We start from the raw sequence: 20,749 nt of genomic DNA, 5'->3' as shown, positions 1-20,749 counted from the left end.
TTGACCATCTAGGAAAACCTTACACTAACCTCGATTTTTTTAAAAATAAACTTGCTATCCCTCTCATGTCAGTAAAAAGATTAATATTTATAAAATAAATGAATATAATTTGTTCCTTATTCATTAAATTCAATTTTCTTGAAAACGCCCGTTTTAAAGGAAAAGTATGCTCTTATTGTAAATAATATGTGCTTTTCCTATCAAACTAGTTGGCTATTAAACCGTTTTCATTACAATAAGGAGTGACATAGGTAGGTACAAATTGACCTAGTTAAATAATTTGAGATTGGAGGTAGCCTTCAATGTATCATGACATTGCGGATGATTTGATTCATTCAATAGAAAATAAGCTCTTTAGTCAAAAGCTTCCCACTGAACATCAGTTGATGGAAAGATATAACGTCAGTCGCAACACCATTCGGAAAGCCATCGATATTGTGGCCCAAAAGGGATTGGTCCGCCGTGTTCAAGGCAGCGGCTATTTCATTAATGATATCAGTCAGGCTAAACACACTGTTGTGAATTTAACCATGGGCAATAGTCGCACCCGGTATCACACACAGATGACATCTAAAATTGTGACTTTTGACGAAATTCATGCAGATGAATCCTTGGCAAAAGAATTTGGTGCCCGTAATGGTGAGGCGTTGCATCGCATCATCAGGCTCCGCTACATCAACAAGCAACTTTATAGTCTCGAATATGCCTACTATGTTAAAAGCGAGGTTCCTTCCCTATCTTTAGTTAGTATTAATCATTCGATTTTCGATTACATTGATCGAAAATATGGCATTCGAATTAATAACTGTGATCAATATTTGTCTCAAGATAAGTTAACAAGTGAACAGGCAAACTTGCTTGGACTAGAACCTAAAACAACTTGTATGGTCTTGCAGCAATCAAATTATTATAAAAATGATGTGCTTTTTAATTTTTCCCAAACCATTTATGTTTACCCGAATCTTAGCTTCTATTTTCATGTGACAAATCAGTCGGGAAATTAATACTTAATGTTTCTAAAAAGGCTTCCTCAAAATGAGGAGGTCTTTTTTGTTTAACCTAGTTCTTCAAATTTACATCTGCAGTCACTTGGCTCGTTTGATATGGAAACCGTGACTTTGAAAATTCAAAAGGTTCACCATCCTCGAGATAGCTAACCTGCTGAATAACAAGCACTGGTTCCCCTTCCCCTATACCCAAAGCCTTAGTGTCTTGTTGTGTTGCCTTGTCTGCCTTCACAATTCGATGTGATCCAGAAATTGTTAAATGGCATTTATCCATTAAATAACTATAAATAGAGCCTTCCAAAATTTCTCTTGTAATTTGCGCAACTGCAGTCGGCATGATTGTATGTTCATAACTATAAACTTTTTTATTAATGTAACGTACTCGATCGATCACATAAACCGGCTCGGTCGCTGTAATCATCAAGTTAGCCTGCTCTTCTTGATTTGGCAACCGTGCATCTAAGTTCAATACTTTACTAGTCACCTTTTTATTAGGATGTGTGCGAGTTGTCCCAAGCGGTTTATCAATGGAATTCCCTTCATCTAAGTTTTGTAAATAATCCTTCCGTACAAAAGTTCCTGCACCACGTTTTGTATAGACAATTCCCTCAATAATTAACGATTGAATTGCCTTTCTAATTGTGATCCTCGTTGTATCGTAAGCTTCAGCCAACTGGTTCTGATCCGGTAATAATCCACCAGCCTTAAAGTTACCATTAACAATTTCTTCTCTAATTTTTTCAGATATTTCTTGATATTTATACATTTTATTTTCCTCTGATCTCTTATTAAATCCATTTTACCCTTTTAAGTCCTTATTTTATACAGCATTTTACAAGATACACTGTTTCAATACTACGGTCATTAAAATAAATGTATATACTTTTTAAATAAAAGACTTTACATAGTTATTGTTATGGTTATATAATGAAACCGGATTCAAGAAAGGCGGAGATAGAAATATGAAAAAAGAAATGCCCAAAGACTTCCTTTGGGGAAATTCAGTGTCAAGTATGCAAACAGAAGGAGGTTATAACGAAGGCGGAAAAGGAAAGTCCGTCTATGACACGTTTCCGGCCACAGAAAACTCTTCGGACTGGAAAGTTGCAATTGATGATTATCACAACTACCCCGAAGATTTAGATCTTATGGCCAACCAAGGAATGAACTGTTATCGATTCCAAGTTTCCTGGAGTCGGGTTAATCCAGAAGGTGATGGCAAATTTAACGAAGAAGGCATCAAATTCTACGATAATTTAATTAATGAATTATTGGCCCGCCACATTCAACCAATGATTTGCCTTTATCATTTTGATATGCCGCTTCATCTTGCCGAGCAATACAACGGCTTTTCAGATCGTCATGTAGTCAATGCGTTTATTAAATATGGCGAGAAAATGATCGATTGCTTCGGTGATCGGGTTAAGTATTGGATCACCTTTAATGAACAAAACTTATATTCGACATCAGAAGCATTTCGGATTGCAGGCTATCTTAAAGGTGATCGAACTGACGACGAACTGTATCAAATCTCACATCACGTCATGTTAGCTCATGCAGGTGTTGCCAACTATCTACATAAACAAACAGATGATTTAATTGGTGGGATGCTTGCCTATAGTGAAGTTTATCCAGCTTCATCCCTACCAAAGGATGTGCAATATGCGCGTCAAATCGATGAATTCTTGAACCGCAACTTGTTAGACGTTTTCACGAATGGTCACTATTCAAACGAAGTTCTTACTTTTGTGAAGAATCATGGCATCAACATGGACTTTACCGAAGCGGATCAAGCCGTATTCAATCAATTATCTAGTGACTTTATCGCATTTAGCTATTATCAAAGTGTCACGATCAGCAGCACTATCGTTTCAGATGGTACCCTCCCAAATTATTATCTAGACGCTGGTGGCAAAGAAAATCCATTCTTGAAGGTTTCCGAATGGGGTTGGTCCATTGATCCACTTGGTTTCCGTGATATTCTCACAAAAACGTATAACAGTTATGGCATCCCAATGTTTCCAATCGAAAATGGGATTGGCGTTCGCGAAACCTACGATGGTCACGAAATTCAAGATGACTATCGAATTGAGTATCATCGCGCCCACATCCAAGCCATGAAAGATGCCATGTTTGAAGATGGTGTTCCAGTAATTGGCTATCTTGGTTGGGGATTAATTGATATTCCAAGTTCTTCTGGGAATATGGAAAAACGTTACGGAATGGTTTATGTCAATCGTGGTAATCATGATTTACGCGACATGAAACGCATTCCAAAGAAAAGTTATGGTTGGTTTAAAAAAGTCATCGCCTCAAATGGCAATGATCTTAAATAAATTACTCAAATAAAGGAGGAAAAAACTTATGAGTGAAGATAAAAACCAAAGTTCAAGTGATAAGCTTGAAAATTCGAGTTTTATTACTAAGTTTACCGAGGTCTCCGTTAAAGTTGGTAACTGGGTTTATCTCCGTTCCTTACGTGATGCTTTCGCAGTTATTTTACCTGTGTTTATCATTGCTGGTCTGGGTGTACTACTCAATAACACTGTATTTACATGGATATTTCATGGGGACACATTAACAAAAGTACAGGTTTTCGGCAATGCAATTAGTAATGGTACTTTAAACGTTGCTGGATTATTAGTCGCCCCTATGATTGGATATGCTTTAGCAAAAAATAAGGGTTTTAATGATCCAATTGCGGCATCCGCAATGTCACTAGCTTGCTTATTAATTATGATGCCAGGAAACATTTCCTTAGGTACCGTAGCATCAGGCGGTGCCAAGATGGCCACCGTTACAGGCGGAATTAGCTATCTTAATGCTGGTACTCAAGGAATGTTTGGTGGTATTATTGTTGGTTTACTAGCCACCGGTATTTTCATTAAATTGTCAGGCTACAAAAGTTTACAGATCCATTTAGGGGACAATGTTCCACCTGCAGTTTCATCATCATTTAGTGTCTTGCTCCCTGCTTTAATCTTAATGTCAATTTTTGCTATTGTTGCTGCATTATTATCAGGCTTTTTCAATACTGATTTAATCAATTTGATCAAAACTTGGATTCAAGAACCATTACGTGGCTTTAATACAAACATTGTTGGTTTTTGTGTTATTTACACCGTTGCCAACTTCCTATTTACACTTGGTATTCACCAAACTGTTATTTCTGGAACTTTGATGGATCCCTTAGTCTTAATTAATATGAATGCAAATATGACTGCATATGCACATTCTCATTCATTTGCACATATTCCAAATATCATCACAACATCATTTGTAAGTAGCTACACGTTGATTGGTGGTTCAGGAAGTACGATTTCATTAATCATTGCCATTTTAATTTTTAGCAAAGTTAAATCCTCACGACAGGTTGCCAGCTTATCATTGGCTCCAGGAATATTTAACATTAACGAACCAATGATCTTTGGTTATCCAATCGTTTTCAACTTACCAATGATGATTCCTTTTGTACTATTTCCAACTATTGGAAGTATCATCGGATATGCCGCAACTGCAGCTGGTTGGGTACGGAGAACCGTGATTCTGGTTCCCTGGACAACACCGCCACTAATTGGGCCTTATCTCTCAACGGCTGGTGATTGGCGAGCTCCTGTGCTTCAATTGTTCATTATTATTCTCGGTGTTTTTCTTTATCTTCCATTCATGCGAATTAGTGAACGTGTTGCTAAAGTACAAGCCGAACAACAAAATGCTTAGGTCGTGATATTTATGAACGGAAAACTAATCTTTAGTTTAATTGGTGCAATCTTCATGTTGATTTTGTCGATTGTTGATCTCGTATCATTTGGCCTGACAATCACCACTGTCAGTACCATTGCTATCTTTATTCTATTCAGTTATGATCTATACAAAGTTTGGAAGCTTAAAGATCAGAAATCAAAGTAATCAAAAAAATGAGATTCGCAATTAAGCGAATCTCATTTTTTGATTTCAAAGATTATTCTAAAACAAACTCATATTTTCTTTGCATCCCCATAAATAAGACTTCTTTATTTACTTTCTGAATAATATACTTACCAGCATTTGTTGCCTGAACTTCTTTTCCAACCTGATAAGCATCACTGTTTAACACGCTGAGCTTGCCAGTTTCATAAAACCAAACATAAGTATAAAAGACTTTGCTATCATCGTCCGTTGGTTCAATTTTCATTGAAATGGACTTGTTAGCTCTCACTAACAGCCATAGTGGAACAAAAATACAAAGTAATCCCAAAGCCGTCAATAAAACCGTGTAAATCAAATGAGCCATGTTCAGATCTCCTTTAATAGTTTGTATATACTTTTTAATTTTAAGTATATCCGTTTACACTCATTTTACCATAATCTGTCGCTTTTTTTACGTATTTTTTTCAGTTTACTCAACGATTTTCCACGCTACTTAATCGTTTTCAACTCCACCACATCCGTCGTCACATGTTTAATAAACTCACGATCGTGTTCGATAATCAGCATGGAAGGCTTTACTGAAGTAATTAGTGTTTCCAACTGTTCCTGATTAAAGATGTCCAGATAATTAAGCGGCTCGTCCCACAAATATAATTCTGCTGGAATCGATAAAGATTTTGCCAACTCAACCTTTTTCTGCTGGCCCATACTCATGTGTTCAATTTTAGTCGTAAACACGTTGCGTTCCAGGCCAAGCTTGTGCAAATTATTTAAGAACTCCTGGTAATTTAGATGTTGTTGTTCGGCAAATTGCTGCAGGGTTCCTCGATTATCATCATAACTTTGACGCACATAACTGATTGTTAAATGCTGCGGTTGCACAATCTCACCGTTTATCTTGCCAGTAAAATCTCCTAAAATGGCCCGCACCAATGTGGATTTCCCAGCACCATTCGGTCCAACAATCCCAACACAATTACCTTTCTTTAGATCAAACGAGATCGGCTCAAACAGTGGTTGCGAAGTGTCTTGATACTGGAGAGTTAACTTTTTTACTGTCAACAACCGATCATGATAACTGGGTTGGAAATTCATCGTTAAAGGATCAATATACTCAATATTTTTCAGCAATTTTTCTTTTTCATGAATATCATTTTCCATATGCCGCTTCAAAGTTAGTGACCGTTTCATTGTGCGGGCCGCGCGGGCGCCAATCGCACCCGTATCGTATACTGCCCCGCTGCCCTTCTTATGCGGATTTCCATACTTATCGCCCTCTTTAGACCGTGACCACTCAGCCTTTTCTGCCGCAGTCTGTTTAAGGCGTGTGATACTCTTCTTGAGTTTGGCATTCTCCATTTTTTCATGGATATCCGACAATTTTTTCTGTTCCTCATAAGTGGCAAAATTGCCTTGGTACATAAGAATATTCGATTTTTCAATCGATAATGTGTGATCGGCCACCTGATTCACAAAGTTACGGTCATGACTAATCACAATAAAGCCTTGTTTCTTTTGTTTTAAATAAGCCGCTACTTGGTCACGGGCTTTGATATCCAGATGATTCGTGGGTTCATCAATCAGAGGAAAATTAAACCCTTGTGTAAACAGACTGGCTAAGAGAACTTTGGTCTGTTCACCACCAGATAAACTGGTAAACTTTCGCCATAAAATATCGGGATTCGTTCCCAATAAATTTAATTCGCGTTCTACTTTCCACTGCTCATCAACCCCCAAATCATTTAACACATAAAAAGTCAGTTGATTGGGATTCGTGATTGTTTGGGGGAAATAATCAAAGGCTAAGTTGGCTATGATCGTGCCTTGATAAGCCAATTTATTTTGCAATAGGTTTAAAAAGGTCGTTTTACCGCGACCATTACGTCCAATCAAACCGAGTTTCCAATTACTATCCAGATTTAGATTGACATGATCAAATAACAGATTTCCTTGTGTTTCATAACCAAACGTAAGATTTTTAATTTCAATTTTAGACATATAGGTACCTCATATTTCTAGCTTTTTTCAAGACTAGCTAAAAATGAGCATACAAAAAGACCTGCTCATCGAGAAAGATTAGCTGATCCTGAAAAACTGCAGAGCACTCCCTATGACAGGTTTACTCACAGATTCAACAGAATTAGCTTAATTTCTCAATGGCAGATCCCTCACTTTTATAATTTTCTAAAGTATAGCATGGTTCACTGGTACCGTCTATGATTACAATTTATCTCATGCATATTTAATAAAAAAAATTTTAAAACTAGCTTGACACCCGATAAAAATATATCTATACTCATAATTAATTAATAAAGAAAGTTGGCTAGACATATGACAAAGACAAACACACAACTAAATAATCGTTGGCAAAGCCGGTAATTAGGTTGTAGTTTGTCTTATGGCAAGATACGACCTGGATGCATACAGATCGTATCTTGCCGGCTAATTTTGACGTAGAAAAAAGCCCGCATGGATTATAATATTCATGTGGGTTTTGTTTCGATTTATTAAGAACAATCCTGCAATGGGATTGTTCTTTTTTCTTTCTCAAAAATTTCAATCCCATGTGCACAACACAAAAAGGAGCAGAGGTTATGAAACGCTTAATTACATTTATTGCAGCAATTTTTATTTTTCTTGGTTTTGCATTTTTTCAAGGTAATGCCAAACAAACTGCTAAACCCAAGGTTCCCACAGTTGGAATTCTCCAGTTGATGAATCAACCAGCTTTAGCTCAAATTCAAAAGGGAACCATCGCGGGTTTGAAATCGGAAGGGTTTGTGAAAGGCAAAACAGTCAAAATTGATTATCAAAACGCTCAGGGAAACCAAAGCAACTTGAAATCAATGAGTGAAAAATTTGAGAATGAAAACGCGGACCTCATGATTGGTATTACCACCCCATCTTCACAATCATTAGCCGATGTCACAACCAAAACGCCAATCGTGTTAGGGGCAGTTACCGATCCCAAAGGTGCTGGTTTAGTAAAAAATGAGTCCCACCCTGGCGGCAACATCACCGGTGTTTCCGATCAGGCCCCATTAAAAGAACAACTGGATCTGATCCGAAAGTTAATGCCAAACATGAAGACACTCGGAATCATCTACACTTCCAGTGATAACTCGGCGGTTACCCAGTATAAGCTATTCAAGAAGCTTTGTGCTGAGGAAAAAATAACTTTAAAGGCCTACTCGATTTCAAACTCGAATGACCTGAACCAAGTTTCCCAAACCATGCTGCAAAATGTTGACGCCGTTTACGTGCCAACGGATAACACAATTGCTGGTGCCATGCAGACGTTAGTCAAAAACGCAAACAACGCCAAGATTCCTGTTTTTCCAGCTGTCGATTCAATGGTTAAACAAGGCGGTGTCGCAACTTACAGTGTGAACCAATACAAATTGGGTGTGATGACCGGACAAATGGCTGGTAAGATCCTAAAGGGTAAAAAACCAGCTTCCACTCCCATTCAATTTGTAAAACATGGGGAATTGACAATTAATCTTAAACAGGCCAAGAAACTTGGGATTCACATTCCCGAATCTCTCATCAAAACCGCCGAAACGAAAGGGGAGTTATTCAAATGAGCTTAATTACATCAGCAATTGGACAAGGATTTCTCTGGGGCATCTTGGGAATCGGATTATTTTTAACTTTCCGAATTCTCGACTTCCCTGATATGACCGTTGAAGGTACATTTCCAATGGGTGCCGCGGTTTGTGTCGCCGCAATTAGCCACGGCATGTCACCTATTTTAGCCACTCTGTTGGCCATTGTAGTCGGCATGGTCGCAGGTCTCGTAACCGGTTTGCTCTACACGAAGGGCCGCATTCCAATTTTATTAGCCGGAATTTTGGTCATGACCGCCTGTTATTCAATTAATCTACGGATCATGGGCACTTCCAACATTTCGCTCCTTGGTAAACAAAGTTTATTCACTAATCATTTTCTAGAATCATTACCCAAATATTTCGACAGTGTCACCCTTGGCTTAATCATCGTGATTATCGTCACCGCCCTTTTAGCAATGTTCTTGCAAACTGATTTAGGTCAGGCATTCATCGCAACTGGCGATAACGAAACGATGGCCAAATCGCTTGACATTCACATCGACAGCATGAAAATTATGGGCTTGATGGTTTCTAATGGCCTCATTGCTTTATCTGGAGCTCTTGTGGCGCAAAGTGATGGCTATGCCGATGTGAACATGGGCATTGGAATCATCGTCATTGGCTTAGCTTCCATCATTATTGGCGAAGTGGTGTTTGGCAACCTGTCAATGAACCAACGATTAGTTGCGGTAACCTGTGGCAGTATTTTATACCGATTCGTTTTATTAATTGTTTTGCAACTTGGCTTCAGTACCAACGATTTGAATTTAATTTCTTCAATCGTATTGGCCCTGTGTTTGATGTTACCGATGCTTCGCAAGGCGTTGCATTTAGACAATCTGATAAAAAATAGTGTGAAGACTCCACTCCCAGATAAGAAGGTGCGCAATCATGACTAATCCAATTTTAGAACTTCAAAATGTCACAACTTATGTGAACCGCCATACTCCTGATGAACAAAAGATTCTTCGGGGAATAAATTTAAAAGTCTATCCGGGCGATTTCATTACCATTCTTGGTTCAAACGGGGCCGGCAAGTCCACCCTTTTCAATACAATTGGTGGTAATTTAGCAGTCGATGATGGCCACATTTTAGTTAACGATAAGGATGTCACCCACCTTTCCGAAGAAAAACGGACTCGTTTTTTAAGTCGGGTTTTCCAAGATCCTAAATTGGGAACAGCCCCTCGCATGACCGTTTCGGAAAACTTATTGCTGGCTGAAAAACGCGGCGCGCGTCGGGGATTAGTTTTCCGAGGATTAAAACGCCAAATGCCTCATTTTCAGGAAATAACCAGTACCATGGAAAATGATCTCAGCAAACGTTTAAATACGCCCGCTGGTGAATTGTCTGGTGGCCAGCGCCAAGCCTTAAGTTTCTTGATGGCCACAATTAAACGTCCAGATATCTTACTTTTGGATGAACACACGGCAGCTTTGGATCCCAAAACCAGTCGGGAATTATTAAAGGCCACCGATGATCGAATTCGGGAAGACAAGCTAACCTGTTTGATGATCACCCATCATTTGGAGGATGCGTTAAAATATGGCAATCGGTTAATTGTATTGGACAAAGGTCAAATTAAAATTGATGTGACTGGTGCTGAAAAACAAAAACTGACAATGGACGATCTGTATAAGTACTTTGAGATTTGAAAATAGTTGTCCTGACACTTCGTTCTAACGTGTTGATAGATGTTTCTCTATCAACACTATTTTTGTGCAAAAAACACCATATTCTAGAACCGATCATGTTAATGATCAATTTAAAATATGATGTTCCCTTTTTAAAATATTAAAGATAGTCTAGAGGTACCTTTTACATCTTCATACCCATTTTTTCATAGGATCCCATGCCACCAAGCCACAAATCTTTGGGTTCAATGTTGTTTTCCTTAGCAAAGGCATTCATCAAAGTATCCATATCCATTAATTTATACGTCTTTGGATGCTCTGGATCATACGACTCAATCTGAGCCATCATGCCGCCGTCTTCGTGTTCAATAATATGACAGTGATACATGTAAACACCGGTATATTCGAATCGCACCTTAATTTGCACATGTTCATCTGGATTAACACTAACAGTATCCTTCCACCCATGCTCGTTTGCATAAGGGGCATGGCCGTTTCGGGAAACCACCAAGAATTGCGTCCCGTGAATATGGAAAGGATGGATCATACCACCCACTTTATCATTAGTGTTGGTAATGTCCCAAACCACAACGTCGCCAACTTTTTGGCGGGCATCAATTCGTTGCATATTGAATTTCTTACCGTCAATTTCTACTTCTTCGTCCATCCCAGACATCACCACATGACGAACATCGGTCCCTGGTGTAACTGGTAATTCAGGATCAGCAATCAAACGATCAGGTAATTTAGTGTCATCCTTTGCAAATGCATGAATACGAAAACGAACTAGCGGTACATCATCTGACATCAACGCTACTTCATCCCCATCATGATACCCAGCAAAGTTAACGATAGATTCATCACGTTCTGCACAGGTAATCATCACTTTTTTGAAGTACACTGGTTTGGGCAGAATCCCGCCATCTGAAGCAACTTGGGCAAATTCCAAGCCATCATTAAAGTGCAAACGGAATTCACGTCGGTTAGCACCATCCAACACACGTAAACGAATTCGTTGGGTGGTCACATCGATATAAGGATTAATTGTGCCATTAATCATGGCCGTTTTCCCTTGAACACCATCGGGATCATAGTCTGCCTTGTAGTCCCACTGATTATTTTCGTGGAAAGTCCGATCTTGCAAAACAATTGGAAAATCATCAACGCCATAGTTTCGTGGTAATGGTAATTTAGCTTCGACATCATCGGTCATGACAACCGGGGTGGCAAGTCCGTGCCAAACTTGCTGAGCAGTTGATGGACATGGATGGGCATGAAGCCACAACGTTGCAGCAGGTTGGTTGCACACAAATTCAATATCACTAGATTCACCAGGATAAACGGGCGCATGACAACCACCATCGATATAAGGACCAGGAACGTTTAGACCATGCCAATGAAAGGTAGTCAGCTCATGAAGATTATTTTTTAACGTGATATGAATTTTTTTACCGCGCTTAAAAATAATTGTCTTCCCAAGCAAGGCTCCATTGTATCCCCAGGTCTTCGTCTTTGGCCCAGGCAGCAATTGTGTTTCACCCTCTTCAGCGATTACGGTGTAGTACATATCCGTATCCGTTTCTTTGTCGGGTTCTAGAACAGCTGGAACTCGAAGCTTTTGTTGAGGTGCCGTGGATTCTTCAAGCGGTACATACCCACCATCATGCGTATTCCATGCTGGTTCATCAAAAAAATAATCGTCATAAACTTGCTTTGCCATTACTTTCAAGCCTTCTTTTTGAATTATTTGTTTCTAGAATCATTCTAACTTGCCACGTACTTAATTTCAAGTTACCCGTTAGTTTAGCGAATCACTAAAACTGAAACTGGCGAATACTTAGCCATATAAGATGCCTGACTACCAAAGTATCGTGCAACTCCCGATCTAGAAGAAGAACCAATTACTAATAAATCTGGCTCAACATGTGGAATCACGTCTTTGACAATCGTTTCGCCGGCATCCCCTTCAGCAGTGTATGTTTCTACTTTTTTAATGCCAAATTCCTCGGCAACCTTGCGATACCCCTGCAAATGCTTTTCAAGGTCATCGCGTTTGTTTTGAATATAATCTTTGTTTAAAGCCTGATAAATATTAATTTCATCCTCTTCCAGAATAGAAACAATATCTAGTTCGGCATTATCTTGTTTAGCCCGGTTCATCGCGAATCGAAACGCCAATTGTGCGTCTGGAGAATCGTCAACCCCAACTAAAATCTTCGAAAAATGTTTTGGATCAAAGTGGCTTTCACTCATTTTAAATTCCCCCAGTAATTTGATAGTTTTTACAACCTAATTTTAACATTTAATTGCCTGTTCAACGACTAAAGGGCTTACATATTTTTTACAAAAAAAGAAAACCTCATTTTTCCTGAAGTTTTCTAAATGATTTGATTAATTCACGTATCTTAATCTATCTTTATTCCCAAGTAATTGCTTCAACGTCGGCTGGGCGATCTTTTTCCGTAATCAAATAACTGACTGCGCCGCGAAATGACAACATGCCAACCAATCCTTTTTCGGTAATCTTAATCGTTGAGGCTGAGGACATGTGAGCTAAAAGTGCTTCTTCAGCAGCCTCAAGATCCTCATATTTAAGATAAAAAGTCACAACGCGCCCATTCTCATAAGATACTTTAAACTCAAATTGTTTCAATTAATAAACTCCCTTTCGGCTTTATGCTATATCCTATCATACCCTGTTTAAAATACCAATATTTACAAAAACAAGGTTACCAATCCTTAAGATAAAAGCCTCGCAACCATATTTTACTGTCGTTTATTATTCAAATCGGTTCGAACCAACAAAACATCACAAGTTGCCACACGCACGACATAATCAGCCACAGAACCGATCATGGTCCTTTGTAAGGCACTCATCCCAGTAGCTCCCATCATAATCAAATCACTACCAAATTGTTGCGGCATCAACTCCGCAATAATCTTTCCAGCATTCCCAGATTCTACGGAAATCGAAACATCATCAAAATCATACTTTTCTTTAATGGCATCTCGCAGCATTTCAACATACTCTTGAGTTCTCCGATAGGTAATATCTAAGTAGTCTGTGTTTGATCCCATGTGCCCATAAACGTCCAAAAAACGGCTGGTTTGAATAATCGAAACAATGTCCAAATGGGCGTGATTGCGCTTCGCAGTGAATACTGCCTTGGTCACCGCCAATTCACCATTTTTTGATCCATCTACGGGAACTAAAATTTTTTTATATTGCATCGGGTATACCTCTCATACTTTTATCTATTAAGTTGATTATAGTCAATATGAGGCTATAGCGCTACCATTTAAGAAAAAATACCTAATTTAGTCTTTATTGAAACGCACAACTTCCAGTAACTTAAACTGATGATCCTGATATTCAAATTTAAGCACACTACCATTAGGAAACCCATTCTTCAAATCTTTGGTAGTTACTTGCAAGGCCTTAAGGAAGTCAACGCAGGCCCCATTATGTGAAACAGCCAGCACATTTTGATGATCTGGCTTTTCCATTATATCCGTCAACGTTTTTAACATCCGTTTACCAACTGCACTGGCCACTTCGCCACCATAAGGCACAAAGAATGTTTCATATTCTTCGCGTTTGGGATTAAGATCTTCACTTTCACCTTCAAAAACTCCAAAATTCATTTCCTTTAACCCCTTAACGCGTTGATAAGGGATCCGATTCTTGAGGATAATCTCAATTGTGTCACAACACCGCTCAGATGTGGAACTATAGGCATGATCAATCGGTAGTTTGCTAAAGTATTGACCCGCCACTTTGGCCTGATCAATGCCCTTTTGAGTAAGTGGTGAATCACACCATCCCTGAATTTTCCTACGTACATTAAATAACGTTTCTCCGTGACGCATTAAATAAAGTGTCTTAGCCATCTTTTTGAACCTCTTTTAATTTAAAATTAATTTAAAATGAAACCGCTATGATTACTGGTTATATGTTAAGTCAAACAGACATTTACTGAGAATTCAAGACCAAGTTAGATGCCTACGAAAATTTCAAAACAAGTTTATTACAAAAACATTTGTTGGCGCCGTAACTAAACCTTATGCCATCAACTTTTGTTGCTTATGAATAACTTGCATGACCTGACGAGCAATCGGTTGAGCAAGCAATAATTCCACTGCCAATGCAATTGCGAAATTACGCGGCCATTTCACAAAAAATTGTTGAATTGGCGTCCAACTAATTTGTTGACTACCAATCCAAGTCCCCAAAACTGTCATAAAAATTGAAATCAATAAAACTGAACACAGCCCATTAATAACCATGTGAGATGCAAAACTATCTTTTGGATCAACAATTTTACTTGTCAACCAACCAGCTGGCCGTTGCGTAAGAATCACTATGACTAAAACCATTATCCACATAAATGGAATAATGGTTAAAACCTGATGCCATGTTTGCCAACTAAATCCAATTTCAAACCCCGTAATCACTGGTGCAATAATATTTACCGAAATTGCAGAGACTAAAAACATAAATAAAGCCGTTTCTTTCTTATTCTGTGGTAACCTCATCCTAAATAACATGTATGCTTCCTCCTATTTTTCAACTGATAGCATTTATCTATAAAAAAATACAAAAAATCAGCGCATGTTTTTTAAAAAAACATACGCTGATCAATTATACGCAGTATGAGCTCTCTATCGTTCAGTATACCAGACAAGGATTGAAAATTTCAAAGGTTTTCTGAAACAAATTTAAATATTGAAATTATATTTCAATGCATCCCTGCTATCTCAAGAACTTTCGCGCAATCATAACCATTTCTTCATTTGACTCAGCCATCTCGTCTTTATCCCATCGCACAATCATTTGCGTCAGACCTCCAGCTACAAAGGCAATCCACATTTTTGAAGTTCGTTCACGAAGTCTTAAAACATCCTTATCAATAAGATCGGTAATGTAAAACTGCAGCTTGTCTAAAATAATGGGTGTCAAATTCGCTTGAATAAGCACACTAACAGTTCCTTGGTGACGACGAATAATCGTAAAAAATGCATCTAAAAACGCCGTTAAGTCATGATTATTCATTACTTCCAAATAACTGAAGAATTCTTGAAATACTTCATCAAATTGATATTCTAGAATTTGTTGTTTTGATTTGAAGCTTCGGTAATAAGACATCCTTGAAACTGATGCTTGTTTACAGATATCGCTAACTGTCACTTCATCGACAGAACGCGTCCGCATTAATTCGAACAACGCCATCACGATTTTTTGTTTGGTGTCAACACGTTTTGCCATGATTTTCCCTCTTTACTATCTATCCCTTTGCCAGCATGCCCAAAAGAAGGCAGTCTCTTTCAAAAGTACCAATCATTTTTAAATAAACATTCCTAAATTCATTCTTGCTAGTATCATACCATTTTCCTTGTAGTTTACGTAATTAGCCGTTTTTTATATCATCTAGTTTTAAATACTAGGTGATTAGTATATAATGTCTAGTTGAAAGGGAGGATGCTCGATGAAATCATCTTCAACAAATAAACAGGTCTTGTCCAATAAGCACGCTCAATTACTAAATGAAATTTGGAGCGCAATTACACATGGAATTGGTTTTATTTTAAGCATTATCGGTACGATTCTATTACTTACCAAGGCAATTAGACTTGGTAAACCACTTGATCTAGTTGCTTACGCGATTTATGGCGGTAGTTTGTTAGTTCTTTTTTTCTCATCTACTATGTTTCATAGCCTATATTTCACAAGAGCTAGTCATGTCTTCCAAATTTTCGATCATAGCAGTATTAATCTTTTAATTGCCGGAACTTACACACCTTATTGTTTGTTGGCGATCCGTGGTTGGCTAGGTATCAGCCTTTGTGTGGTAATTTGGGCCCTGGCAATTGGCGGAATCACTTTTCAATTTTTCGCAGTTGGCAAGTTTAAAAAAATCGAAACGCTGATCTATGTATTAATGGGCTGGTTATGCTTAGTTGGTGCCAAAGAACTCTACCAGAGTTTGGGATTCACAGGACTCATGCTTTTAATCGCTGGTGGCATTGCTTTTTCATTGGGTGGCTTAATTTATAACATTCCTCACGTTAAATATGTCCACGTTTGGTGGCACATTCTGGTTTTGATAGGCGCCATGCTCATGTACTTCTCCATTTTGTTGTATATTTAAGGTAGTACGTGTCTACAAGAGACACATGGAGGCAACAAATGAAACGCCCAAATAATAAATTTTTGCTTGTTCAATATCTTTTCGGTTACGCTATAATGGCCTATTTTCTGATCAAATTTGGTTTTCCAATCCCGTTAGTCTTCGGCTTGATCGCCATCAGCCTTAGCTTGGCTGGCGGTTCTATGTATTTATCAAAACACTATAGCCACCGCAATGTTTTACTAATGTTACTGGTCGTTTTACTGGGGACCGTTTTGTTATTCTTAATGTTTAAAGATTTTTATTAAGCATCATTTAAATAGTTTTAAGCGTTTGCTTATACTAATATTCGATGATATAATTCAGTTGTAATGCAGAGCCACCCTATAAGAACCAATGGTTAGGTTTCGTAAATTTGATGGAAGGCGATTATAATGATTACTCGTATCTTAATTGGTACTGTAGCTGTTTTAATTGGTTTGTTTCAGTTTTACAACGTGTTTACTAGCTGGAAGACGTTACGCGTAAAGATGACTTCTAGCTCATCGGTATTCATGCCGTACGCCCTTTGGTACAGCGCATTTTTTGGCTTGATACTTGTTGGCCTGGGCATTGCTGCATTACTTTAAAAAATAGAGAGACCACCAAAATTGGTGACTCTCTGTTTTTAATTTAAGGGTCTCACTAGATACACCTCAGGACAAAATCCCTTTAAACTATTCACTAAATGTTGTGCGCGACTCTCTTTATGGCAAATGCCGAACACCGTTGGTCCTGTCCCGCTCATCTGAGCCGCCTCAGCACCATAACGGAGCATACGATCTTTTAGTTGAATAATTTGCGGATGTAGTTGACCTGTCACTGGTTCCAAGACGTTGCCCACATTGGCACAAATCTTGGCAAAATCATTTTGTCTAATTCCCTCTAAAATGCCGTCAATTTTTAAATGGTCCAAATTCTTATGATCAATCTGCCGTAATATTTTAGGTGTTGAAACACTCAATCTGGGTTTAGCAATCACAATATACATCGCTGGCAATTGCCGTAAAAGTTGAATCTTTTCACCTTTTCCATATACATACGCCGTTTGACTATAGACGCAATACGGCACATCCGAATCAATTTGTAAGCCTAGTTTGGCTAACTTTTCTTGCGAAATTTTTAAATTCCACAAATTATTCAATCCGCGTAACACCGCGGCAGCATCCGAAGAGCCACCGCCCATTCCAGCCGCAACTGGAATGTTTTTTTTGATCCGAATTTTAGCCCCTGCCTGCACGTGAAACTCCTGTTGAAGTAGCTTGGCAGCCTGGTAGGCAAGATTGCGACTATCATTAGGCAAAAAGCCTGTATCGGTATGCACGTTAATTGCGCGTTTACCAGGCTTTGTTTCAATCTTCACATAATCAGCCAAGTCGACTGATGTCATAACCATCCGCCATTCCTGGAGCCCATCCGAGTGATTATAAGGTGTATCCAAAAACAAATTGAGTTTGGCTGGGGCCTTTTCTGTTGTCTCCATTCAATCACCTAGTTTGATAATCCAGTATTTTATCACAATTATACTTAAAAACTGGGCAAAGTACCAGCGTGAGTTACGCTACGACCAGAATTCTTAATAAAAGACAAATTTCACAAAACTATAATTCACATTTTTCACCGGTCATCAAACCAAATGGAGTTATTTCTAAAAAAGCTAACCAATGTAGTTAGCTTTTCAATATATGTCAAATTTTTGGCAAAATAAAAAGACCTTCAAGGCCCAATTATTTTTATTCTTCTCCGAATGCAATCTCGATGTTTTTGGTAAGGATATCAGTATAGCTATAAGATACGCGCTCAAAAGAATTTTCCTCTTGATCCAAATCAACAACAAAAACTGCTGGATACGTTTTATGAAGAATTCCATGACGTTTCGTAATCTTCTTACGACCTGCTTGCGCAACAACCATCATTTCTTCTCCAACTTTGGTATCTAAATCTGACTTAATTGTGGCTAGTGTATTTGGCATTGGCTTCACCTTCCCATGTGAAACATTATAGCATAGTTTCACAAAAATTGCAAATTATACCACAATGGTCAATGCCTCGCAACAGCTAGTTTTGAAATTAACCCGAATTTTTATCAAAAAATCCATTTTTGTTTTACCGCTTTCACTTTTCTGATTTCTAGTCCAAATTCTGTTTCATTTTTATGAGACATTTCATGGATAAGTGTCTTGCAAAATGCTTTCATTCAAGGTCACGGCTCTTTATAATATCTACTGTATGAAGGATATCAATCCTCATAACGAAAGGAGCACTTTAAAATGAAAGTTATTACGCTTGAAGAGCATATTGAATCAAAATTACTGACCGATGAAATTAATAAGGCCATTGGTAAGCCAACTTTACCAGATTTAAGTAAAGATATGCAAAATTACATGCAAACTTCTCTACCTACTCCTGCCGATATGCAGGATGTCGATAATCGCCTAAAATTTATGAATAAATATGGCGTTGATATGCAAGTTCTCTCTTATGGTAACTCGCAACCGCAAAATTTGGATCCAAAAGTTTCGGTCCGGCTTTGCAAACTCGCCAATGATGAGCTCGCAAAAGTTGTAAAAGGTCATCCAGATCGATTTGCTGCCTTAGCAGTATTGCCAGTTGGTGATCCGCAAGCCGCAGCGGCGGAATTAAAGCGAGCCGTTGAAAAGTTGAATTTCAAAGGGGTGCTTTTAAAGGGCAACTTTGATCATAAATTCTTTGATGATCCATTTTTCTTCCCAATTTTCAAAATGGCAAGTGATTTGGATGTGCCGGTTTACTTCCATCCCTCATTCATCCCGCAAAACATTACCGATCACTACTTTGGTAACGGTGAATGGTCTGATGTGGTGACTGGAATTGCCTCTAGTGCTGGTTTTGGTTGGCACATGGACGTCGGTATTCAAGTCATGCGCATGATTTGGTCTGGGATCTTTGACAAATTACCTAACTTAAAACTAATTTCCGGTCATTGGGGCGAAATGATTCCCATGTTCTTGGAACGCTTAGATGATGAACTCACAAATTATTCAGGTCTGAAAAAACCATTTTCTGAATACTACCGTCATAACGTTTGGCTCACACCAAGTGGGATGCTGAGCGAACCTCAACTCAAATTTATTTTAGATGAAATGGGACCTGAACACATCATGTATTCCCTAGACTATCCTTACAAACAACCTAAGAATGGCAAAACTTTCTTGACGGAAAACTCTGCTTTAACCGATGAACAACGTGAGCTCTTTGCCCACGGTAACGCAGAGAAATTACTCAAACTTTAATATAGGAGGAAACTTAAAATGTCTTTAAATCCAACTCAAATGAAAAATACGCGCAAGGAACTCAAGGAAAACTTTGAACTTTCTGGTTTAACCAAGGAACAAGTTGCTAGCGACCTTAATATCAGTTTGGAAAAGCTGGATCACTTGTTCACCCTTACCCAACAATCACTTTCTGATCCGTGGATTTTGCGAAATTATTTAAATGAAAAAGTTGAAGAACAGGGTAAGACTCCTGTTTCATACACCGCTTTACTTGGTGATTGGCACCAATACTGGTTCTTAGATACGAGAGCCATTGATGCACAACAAATGACCCCTGGTGATAATTAAATTTATTGTGAATTAAAACACGATTATCGAATGATTGGTTATTCGGTAATCGTGTTTTTTGTCTGTTTAGCTTAATGAACCGATTGTTGCTTAGCTTCGGTGACAAGTTGTTGTAATTCTGCAGTTGCTTTTTGCTTCGCTTGAGCTTCGACTTGAGATTTAACCCTTTGTTCAAGCACTTGTTGATCTTTTTTAGACATTGTTGGATCAGCCCTAACCGCCTTTTCTACATTTTGAGTAATTACCGTTTTAATCTCAGATCTCCCAGCCTTTTCTTTGGCAGTTGCTGTTTTTGAGAGCCACTCTGCCTGATTTCGACTTAAAATGTGCCAATTATTGGAAATTGTGAACTTATTTTCACGGCTACTGAAACGCCTTTGTGAGGTAACCCCGGCAAACCAAAACTTCCAGAAACCGGCATTCATTTTCCAGTATGTCGTGGTTGTCTTTAACGTAGCCTTCGTACCACGCTGTTCAACCCGATTCTTAGTTTTTAAACTAGCTTGCGTATGCATATCTTTGGTTGAATTTAAATGTCGATAAATGTACACTTTTTCAGAATCTGATTTTCTGATCGGTTCATATACTAACAAGGGCATTCGTTTATCAGTCATTAATGAAGAAATGTTTTCTTTTTTTTCATAAGTTACTTTGTGCATTCCCCAATGATTCGTATCATTTCCAATCATTAAAGCCGCCGAACCAACTAACAGGACAAAACCAATCCCACCGACTAACAATTGTTGCCAAGTCGCTTTCAATAGTAGCAATCCAATAATAAAACAAATGACGCCTACAAATAGACTTACTAAAATCAT

25 protein-coding genes are annotated in these 20,749 nt (G+C 38.3%); 12 read left to right on the top strand and 13 right to left on the bottom strand.

The window, feature by feature from the left end:
- Positions 1-302 precede the first annotated feature (302 nt).
- On the top strand, positions 303-1,004 hold the full coding sequence (locus IV84_RS03245) for a GntR family transcriptional regulator (protein ID WP_046872304.1): 702 nt from the start codon (positions 303-305) through the stop codon (positions 1,002-1,004).
- Positions 1,005-1,059: 55 nt separating this feature from the next.
- Here the strand turns inward: IV84_RS03245 and IV84_RS03240 are convergent, their stop codons facing one another.
- The gene (locus IV84_RS03240; RefSeq protein WP_046872305.1) at positions 1,060-1,773 is read right to left on the bottom strand and encodes a GntR family transcriptional regulator; all 714 of its coding nucleotides are present in this window, start codon (positions 1,771-1,773) and stop codon (positions 1,060-1,062) included.
- 196 nt (positions 1,774-1,969) lie between these two features.
- On the opposite strand from IV84_RS03240, the gene IV84_RS03235 reads away from it, so the two are divergent.
- Genes IV84_RS03235 through IV84_RS10870 form a run of 3 tightly spaced genes read left to right on the top strand, consistent with a single transcriptional unit; the run spans position 1,970 to position 4,916 of the window.
- Positions 1,970-3,343 (top strand): glycoside hydrolase family 1 protein, encoded by a 1,374-nt coding sequence (locus IV84_RS03235; protein ID WP_056986097.1) that lies wholly within the window; start codon positions 1,970-1,972, stop codon positions 3,341-3,343.
- Between the two features lie 28 nt (positions 3,344-3,371).
- Positions 3,372-4,727 (top strand): PTS sugar transporter subunit IIC, encoded by a 1,356-nt coding sequence (locus IV84_RS03230; RefSeq protein ID WP_046872307.1) that lies wholly within the window; start codon positions 3,372-3,374, stop codon positions 4,725-4,727.
- 12 nt (positions 4,728-4,739) lie between these two features.
- Entirely contained in the window at positions 4,740-4,916 is a 177-nt protein-coding gene (locus IV84_RS10870; protein ID WP_155387000.1) for a hypothetical protein, read from the top strand.
- 52 nt (positions 4,917-4,968) lie between these two features.
- Here the strand turns inward: IV84_RS10870 and IV84_RS03225 are convergent, their stop codons facing one another.
- Positions 4,969-5,280, bottom strand: a complete 312-nt coding sequence (locus IV84_RS03225) for a hypothetical protein (RefSeq protein WP_046872308.1) — start codon at positions 5,278-5,280, stop codon at positions 4,969-4,971.
- A gap of 125 nt (positions 5,281-5,405) precedes the next feature.
- Positions 5,406-6,914: a ribosomal protection-like ABC-F family protein gene (gene abc-f, locus IV84_RS03220; RefSeq protein WP_046872309.1), complete on the bottom strand. Its 1,509-nt coding sequence runs from the start codon at positions 6,912-6,914 to the stop codon at positions 5,406-5,408.
- 596 nt (positions 6,915-7,510) lie between these two features.
- On the opposite strand from abc-f, the gene trpX reads away from it, so the two are divergent.
- From trpX to IV84_RS03205, 3 genes are read left to right on the top strand one after another with little or no spacing between them, the layout of a single operon-like run.
- Positions 7,511-8,503, top strand: coding sequence for a tryptophan ABC transporter substrate-binding protein (trpX, locus tag IV84_RS03215; protein WP_046872310.1), 993 nt, complete (start codon positions 7,511-7,513; stop codon positions 8,501-8,503).
- Positions 8,500-9,426, top strand: a complete 927-nt coding sequence (locus IV84_RS03210; RefSeq protein WP_056986096.1) for an ABC transporter permease — start codon at positions 8,500-8,502, stop codon at positions 9,424-9,426. The genes trpX and IV84_RS03210 overlap by 4 nt, the downstream gene beginning before the upstream one ends.
- Positions 9,419-10,183: an ABC transporter ATP-binding protein gene (locus IV84_RS03205; protein ID WP_046872312.1), complete on the top strand. Its 765-nt coding sequence runs from the start codon at positions 9,419-9,421 to the stop codon at positions 10,181-10,183. Before IV84_RS03210 ends, IV84_RS03205 begins: the two co-directional genes overlap by 8 nt.
- 163 nt (positions 10,184-10,346) lie before the next feature.
- Here the strand turns inward: IV84_RS03205 and IV84_RS03200 are convergent, their stop codons facing one another.
- The 7 genes from IV84_RS03200 to IV84_RS03170 all read right to left on the bottom strand — a co-directional run bounded on the left by IV84_RS03200 (position 10,347) and on the right by IV84_RS03170 (position 15,428).
- On the bottom strand, positions 10,347-11,882 hold the full coding sequence (locus IV84_RS03200; protein WP_056986095.1) for a multicopper oxidase family protein: 1,536 nt from the start codon (positions 11,880-11,882) through the stop codon (positions 10,347-10,349).
- A gap of 83 nt (positions 11,883-11,965) precedes the next feature.
- The gene (locus tag IV84_RS03195) at positions 11,966-12,415 is read right to left on the bottom strand and encodes a universal stress protein (RefSeq protein WP_046872314.1); all 450 of its coding nucleotides are present in this window, start codon (positions 12,413-12,415) and stop codon (positions 11,966-11,968) included.
- Positions 12,416-12,578: 163 nt separating this feature from the next.
- On the bottom strand, positions 12,579-12,815 hold the full coding sequence (locus IV84_RS03190; RefSeq protein ID WP_046872315.1) for a hypothetical protein: 237 nt from the start codon (positions 12,813-12,815) through the stop codon (positions 12,579-12,581).
- A gap of 113 nt (positions 12,816-12,928) precedes the next feature.
- On the bottom strand, positions 12,929-13,393 hold the full coding sequence (locus IV84_RS03185; RefSeq protein ID WP_046872316.1) for a universal stress protein: 465 nt from the start codon (positions 13,391-13,393) through the stop codon (positions 12,929-12,931).
- 87 nt (positions 13,394-13,480) lie between these two features.
- A complete protein-coding gene (locus IV84_RS03180; RefSeq protein WP_046872317.1) occupies positions 13,481-14,053 on the bottom strand; it encodes a histidine phosphatase family protein in 573 nt (190 codons plus the stop codon).
- Positions 14,054-14,224: 171 nt separating this feature from the next.
- Entirely contained in the window at positions 14,225-14,710 is a 486-nt protein-coding gene (locus IV84_RS03175) for a DUF2798 domain-containing protein (RefSeq protein WP_046872318.1), read from the bottom strand.
- Positions 14,711-14,915: 205 nt separating this feature from the next.
- Entirely contained in the window at positions 14,916-15,428 is a 513-nt protein-coding gene (locus tag IV84_RS03170) for a TetR/AcrR family transcriptional regulator (RefSeq protein WP_046871957.1), read from the bottom strand.
- A gap of 220 nt (positions 15,429-15,648) precedes the next feature.
- Between IV84_RS03170 and trhA the strand changes: the two genes are divergently transcribed.
- The 3 genes from trhA (at position 15,649) to IV84_RS03155 (ending at position 16,919) form a co-directional block, all read left to right on the top strand.
- Entirely contained in the window at positions 15,649-16,311 is a 663-nt protein-coding gene (gene trhA, locus IV84_RS03165; protein ID WP_046871956.1) for a PAQR family membrane homeostasis protein TrhA, read from the top strand.
- A gap of 38 nt (positions 16,312-16,349) precedes the next feature.
- A complete protein-coding gene (locus tag IV84_RS03160) occupies positions 16,350-16,598 on the top strand; it encodes a hypothetical protein (RefSeq protein WP_046871955.1) in 249 nt (82 codons plus the stop codon).
- 126 nt (positions 16,599-16,724) lie between these two features.
- Positions 16,725-16,919, top strand: coding sequence for a hypothetical protein (locus IV84_RS03155; protein WP_046871954.1), 195 nt, complete (start codon positions 16,725-16,727; stop codon positions 16,917-16,919).
- A gap of 38 nt (positions 16,920-16,957) precedes the next feature.
- Here the strand turns inward: IV84_RS03155 and ispE are convergent, their stop codons facing one another.
- Positions 16,958-17,812 carry a 4-(cytidine 5'-diphospho)-2-C-methyl-D-erythritol kinase gene (gene ispE, locus IV84_RS03150; protein ID WP_056986094.1) on the bottom strand — a complete coding sequence of 285 codons (855 nt, stop codon included), beginning with the start codon at positions 17,810-17,812 and terminating at the stop codon, positions 16,958-16,960.
- A gap of 250 nt (positions 17,813-18,062) precedes the next feature.
- On the bottom strand, positions 18,063-18,302 hold the full coding sequence (locus IV84_RS03145; RefSeq protein ID WP_046871952.1) for a Veg family protein: 240 nt from the start codon (positions 18,300-18,302) through the stop codon (positions 18,063-18,065).
- 297 nt (positions 18,303-18,599) lie between these two features.
- Here IV84_RS03145 and IV84_RS03140 point away from each other — a divergent pair, with 297 nt between their 5' ends.
- Together IV84_RS03140 and IV84_RS03135 are read left to right on the top strand one after the other, a co-directional pair.
- Entirely contained in the window at positions 18,600-19,601 is a 1,002-nt protein-coding gene (locus IV84_RS03140) for an amidohydrolase family protein (protein WP_046871951.1), read from the top strand.
- 18 nt (positions 19,602-19,619) lie between these two features.
- Positions 19,620-19,931 carry a DUF2316 family protein gene (locus tag IV84_RS03135; protein WP_046871950.1) on the top strand — a complete coding sequence of 104 codons (312 nt, stop codon included), beginning with the start codon at positions 19,620-19,622 and terminating at the stop codon, positions 19,929-19,931.
- A gap of 71 nt (positions 19,932-20,002) precedes the next feature.
- Here the strand turns inward: IV84_RS03135 and IV84_RS03130 are convergent, their stop codons facing one another.
- The gene (locus IV84_RS03130; protein WP_056986093.1) at positions 20,003-20,749 is read right to left on the bottom strand and encodes a DUF4811 domain-containing protein; all 747 of its coding nucleotides are present in this window, start codon (positions 20,747-20,749) and stop codon (positions 20,003-20,005) included.

The sequence above is a fragment of the Pediococcus damnosus genome (assembly GCF_001437255.1).
GTDB classification, from domain to species: domain Bacteria; phylum Bacillota; class Bacilli; order Lactobacillales; family Lactobacillaceae; genus Pediococcus; species Pediococcus damnosus.
This window is presented reverse-complemented; position numbering and strand designations above follow the sequence as displayed.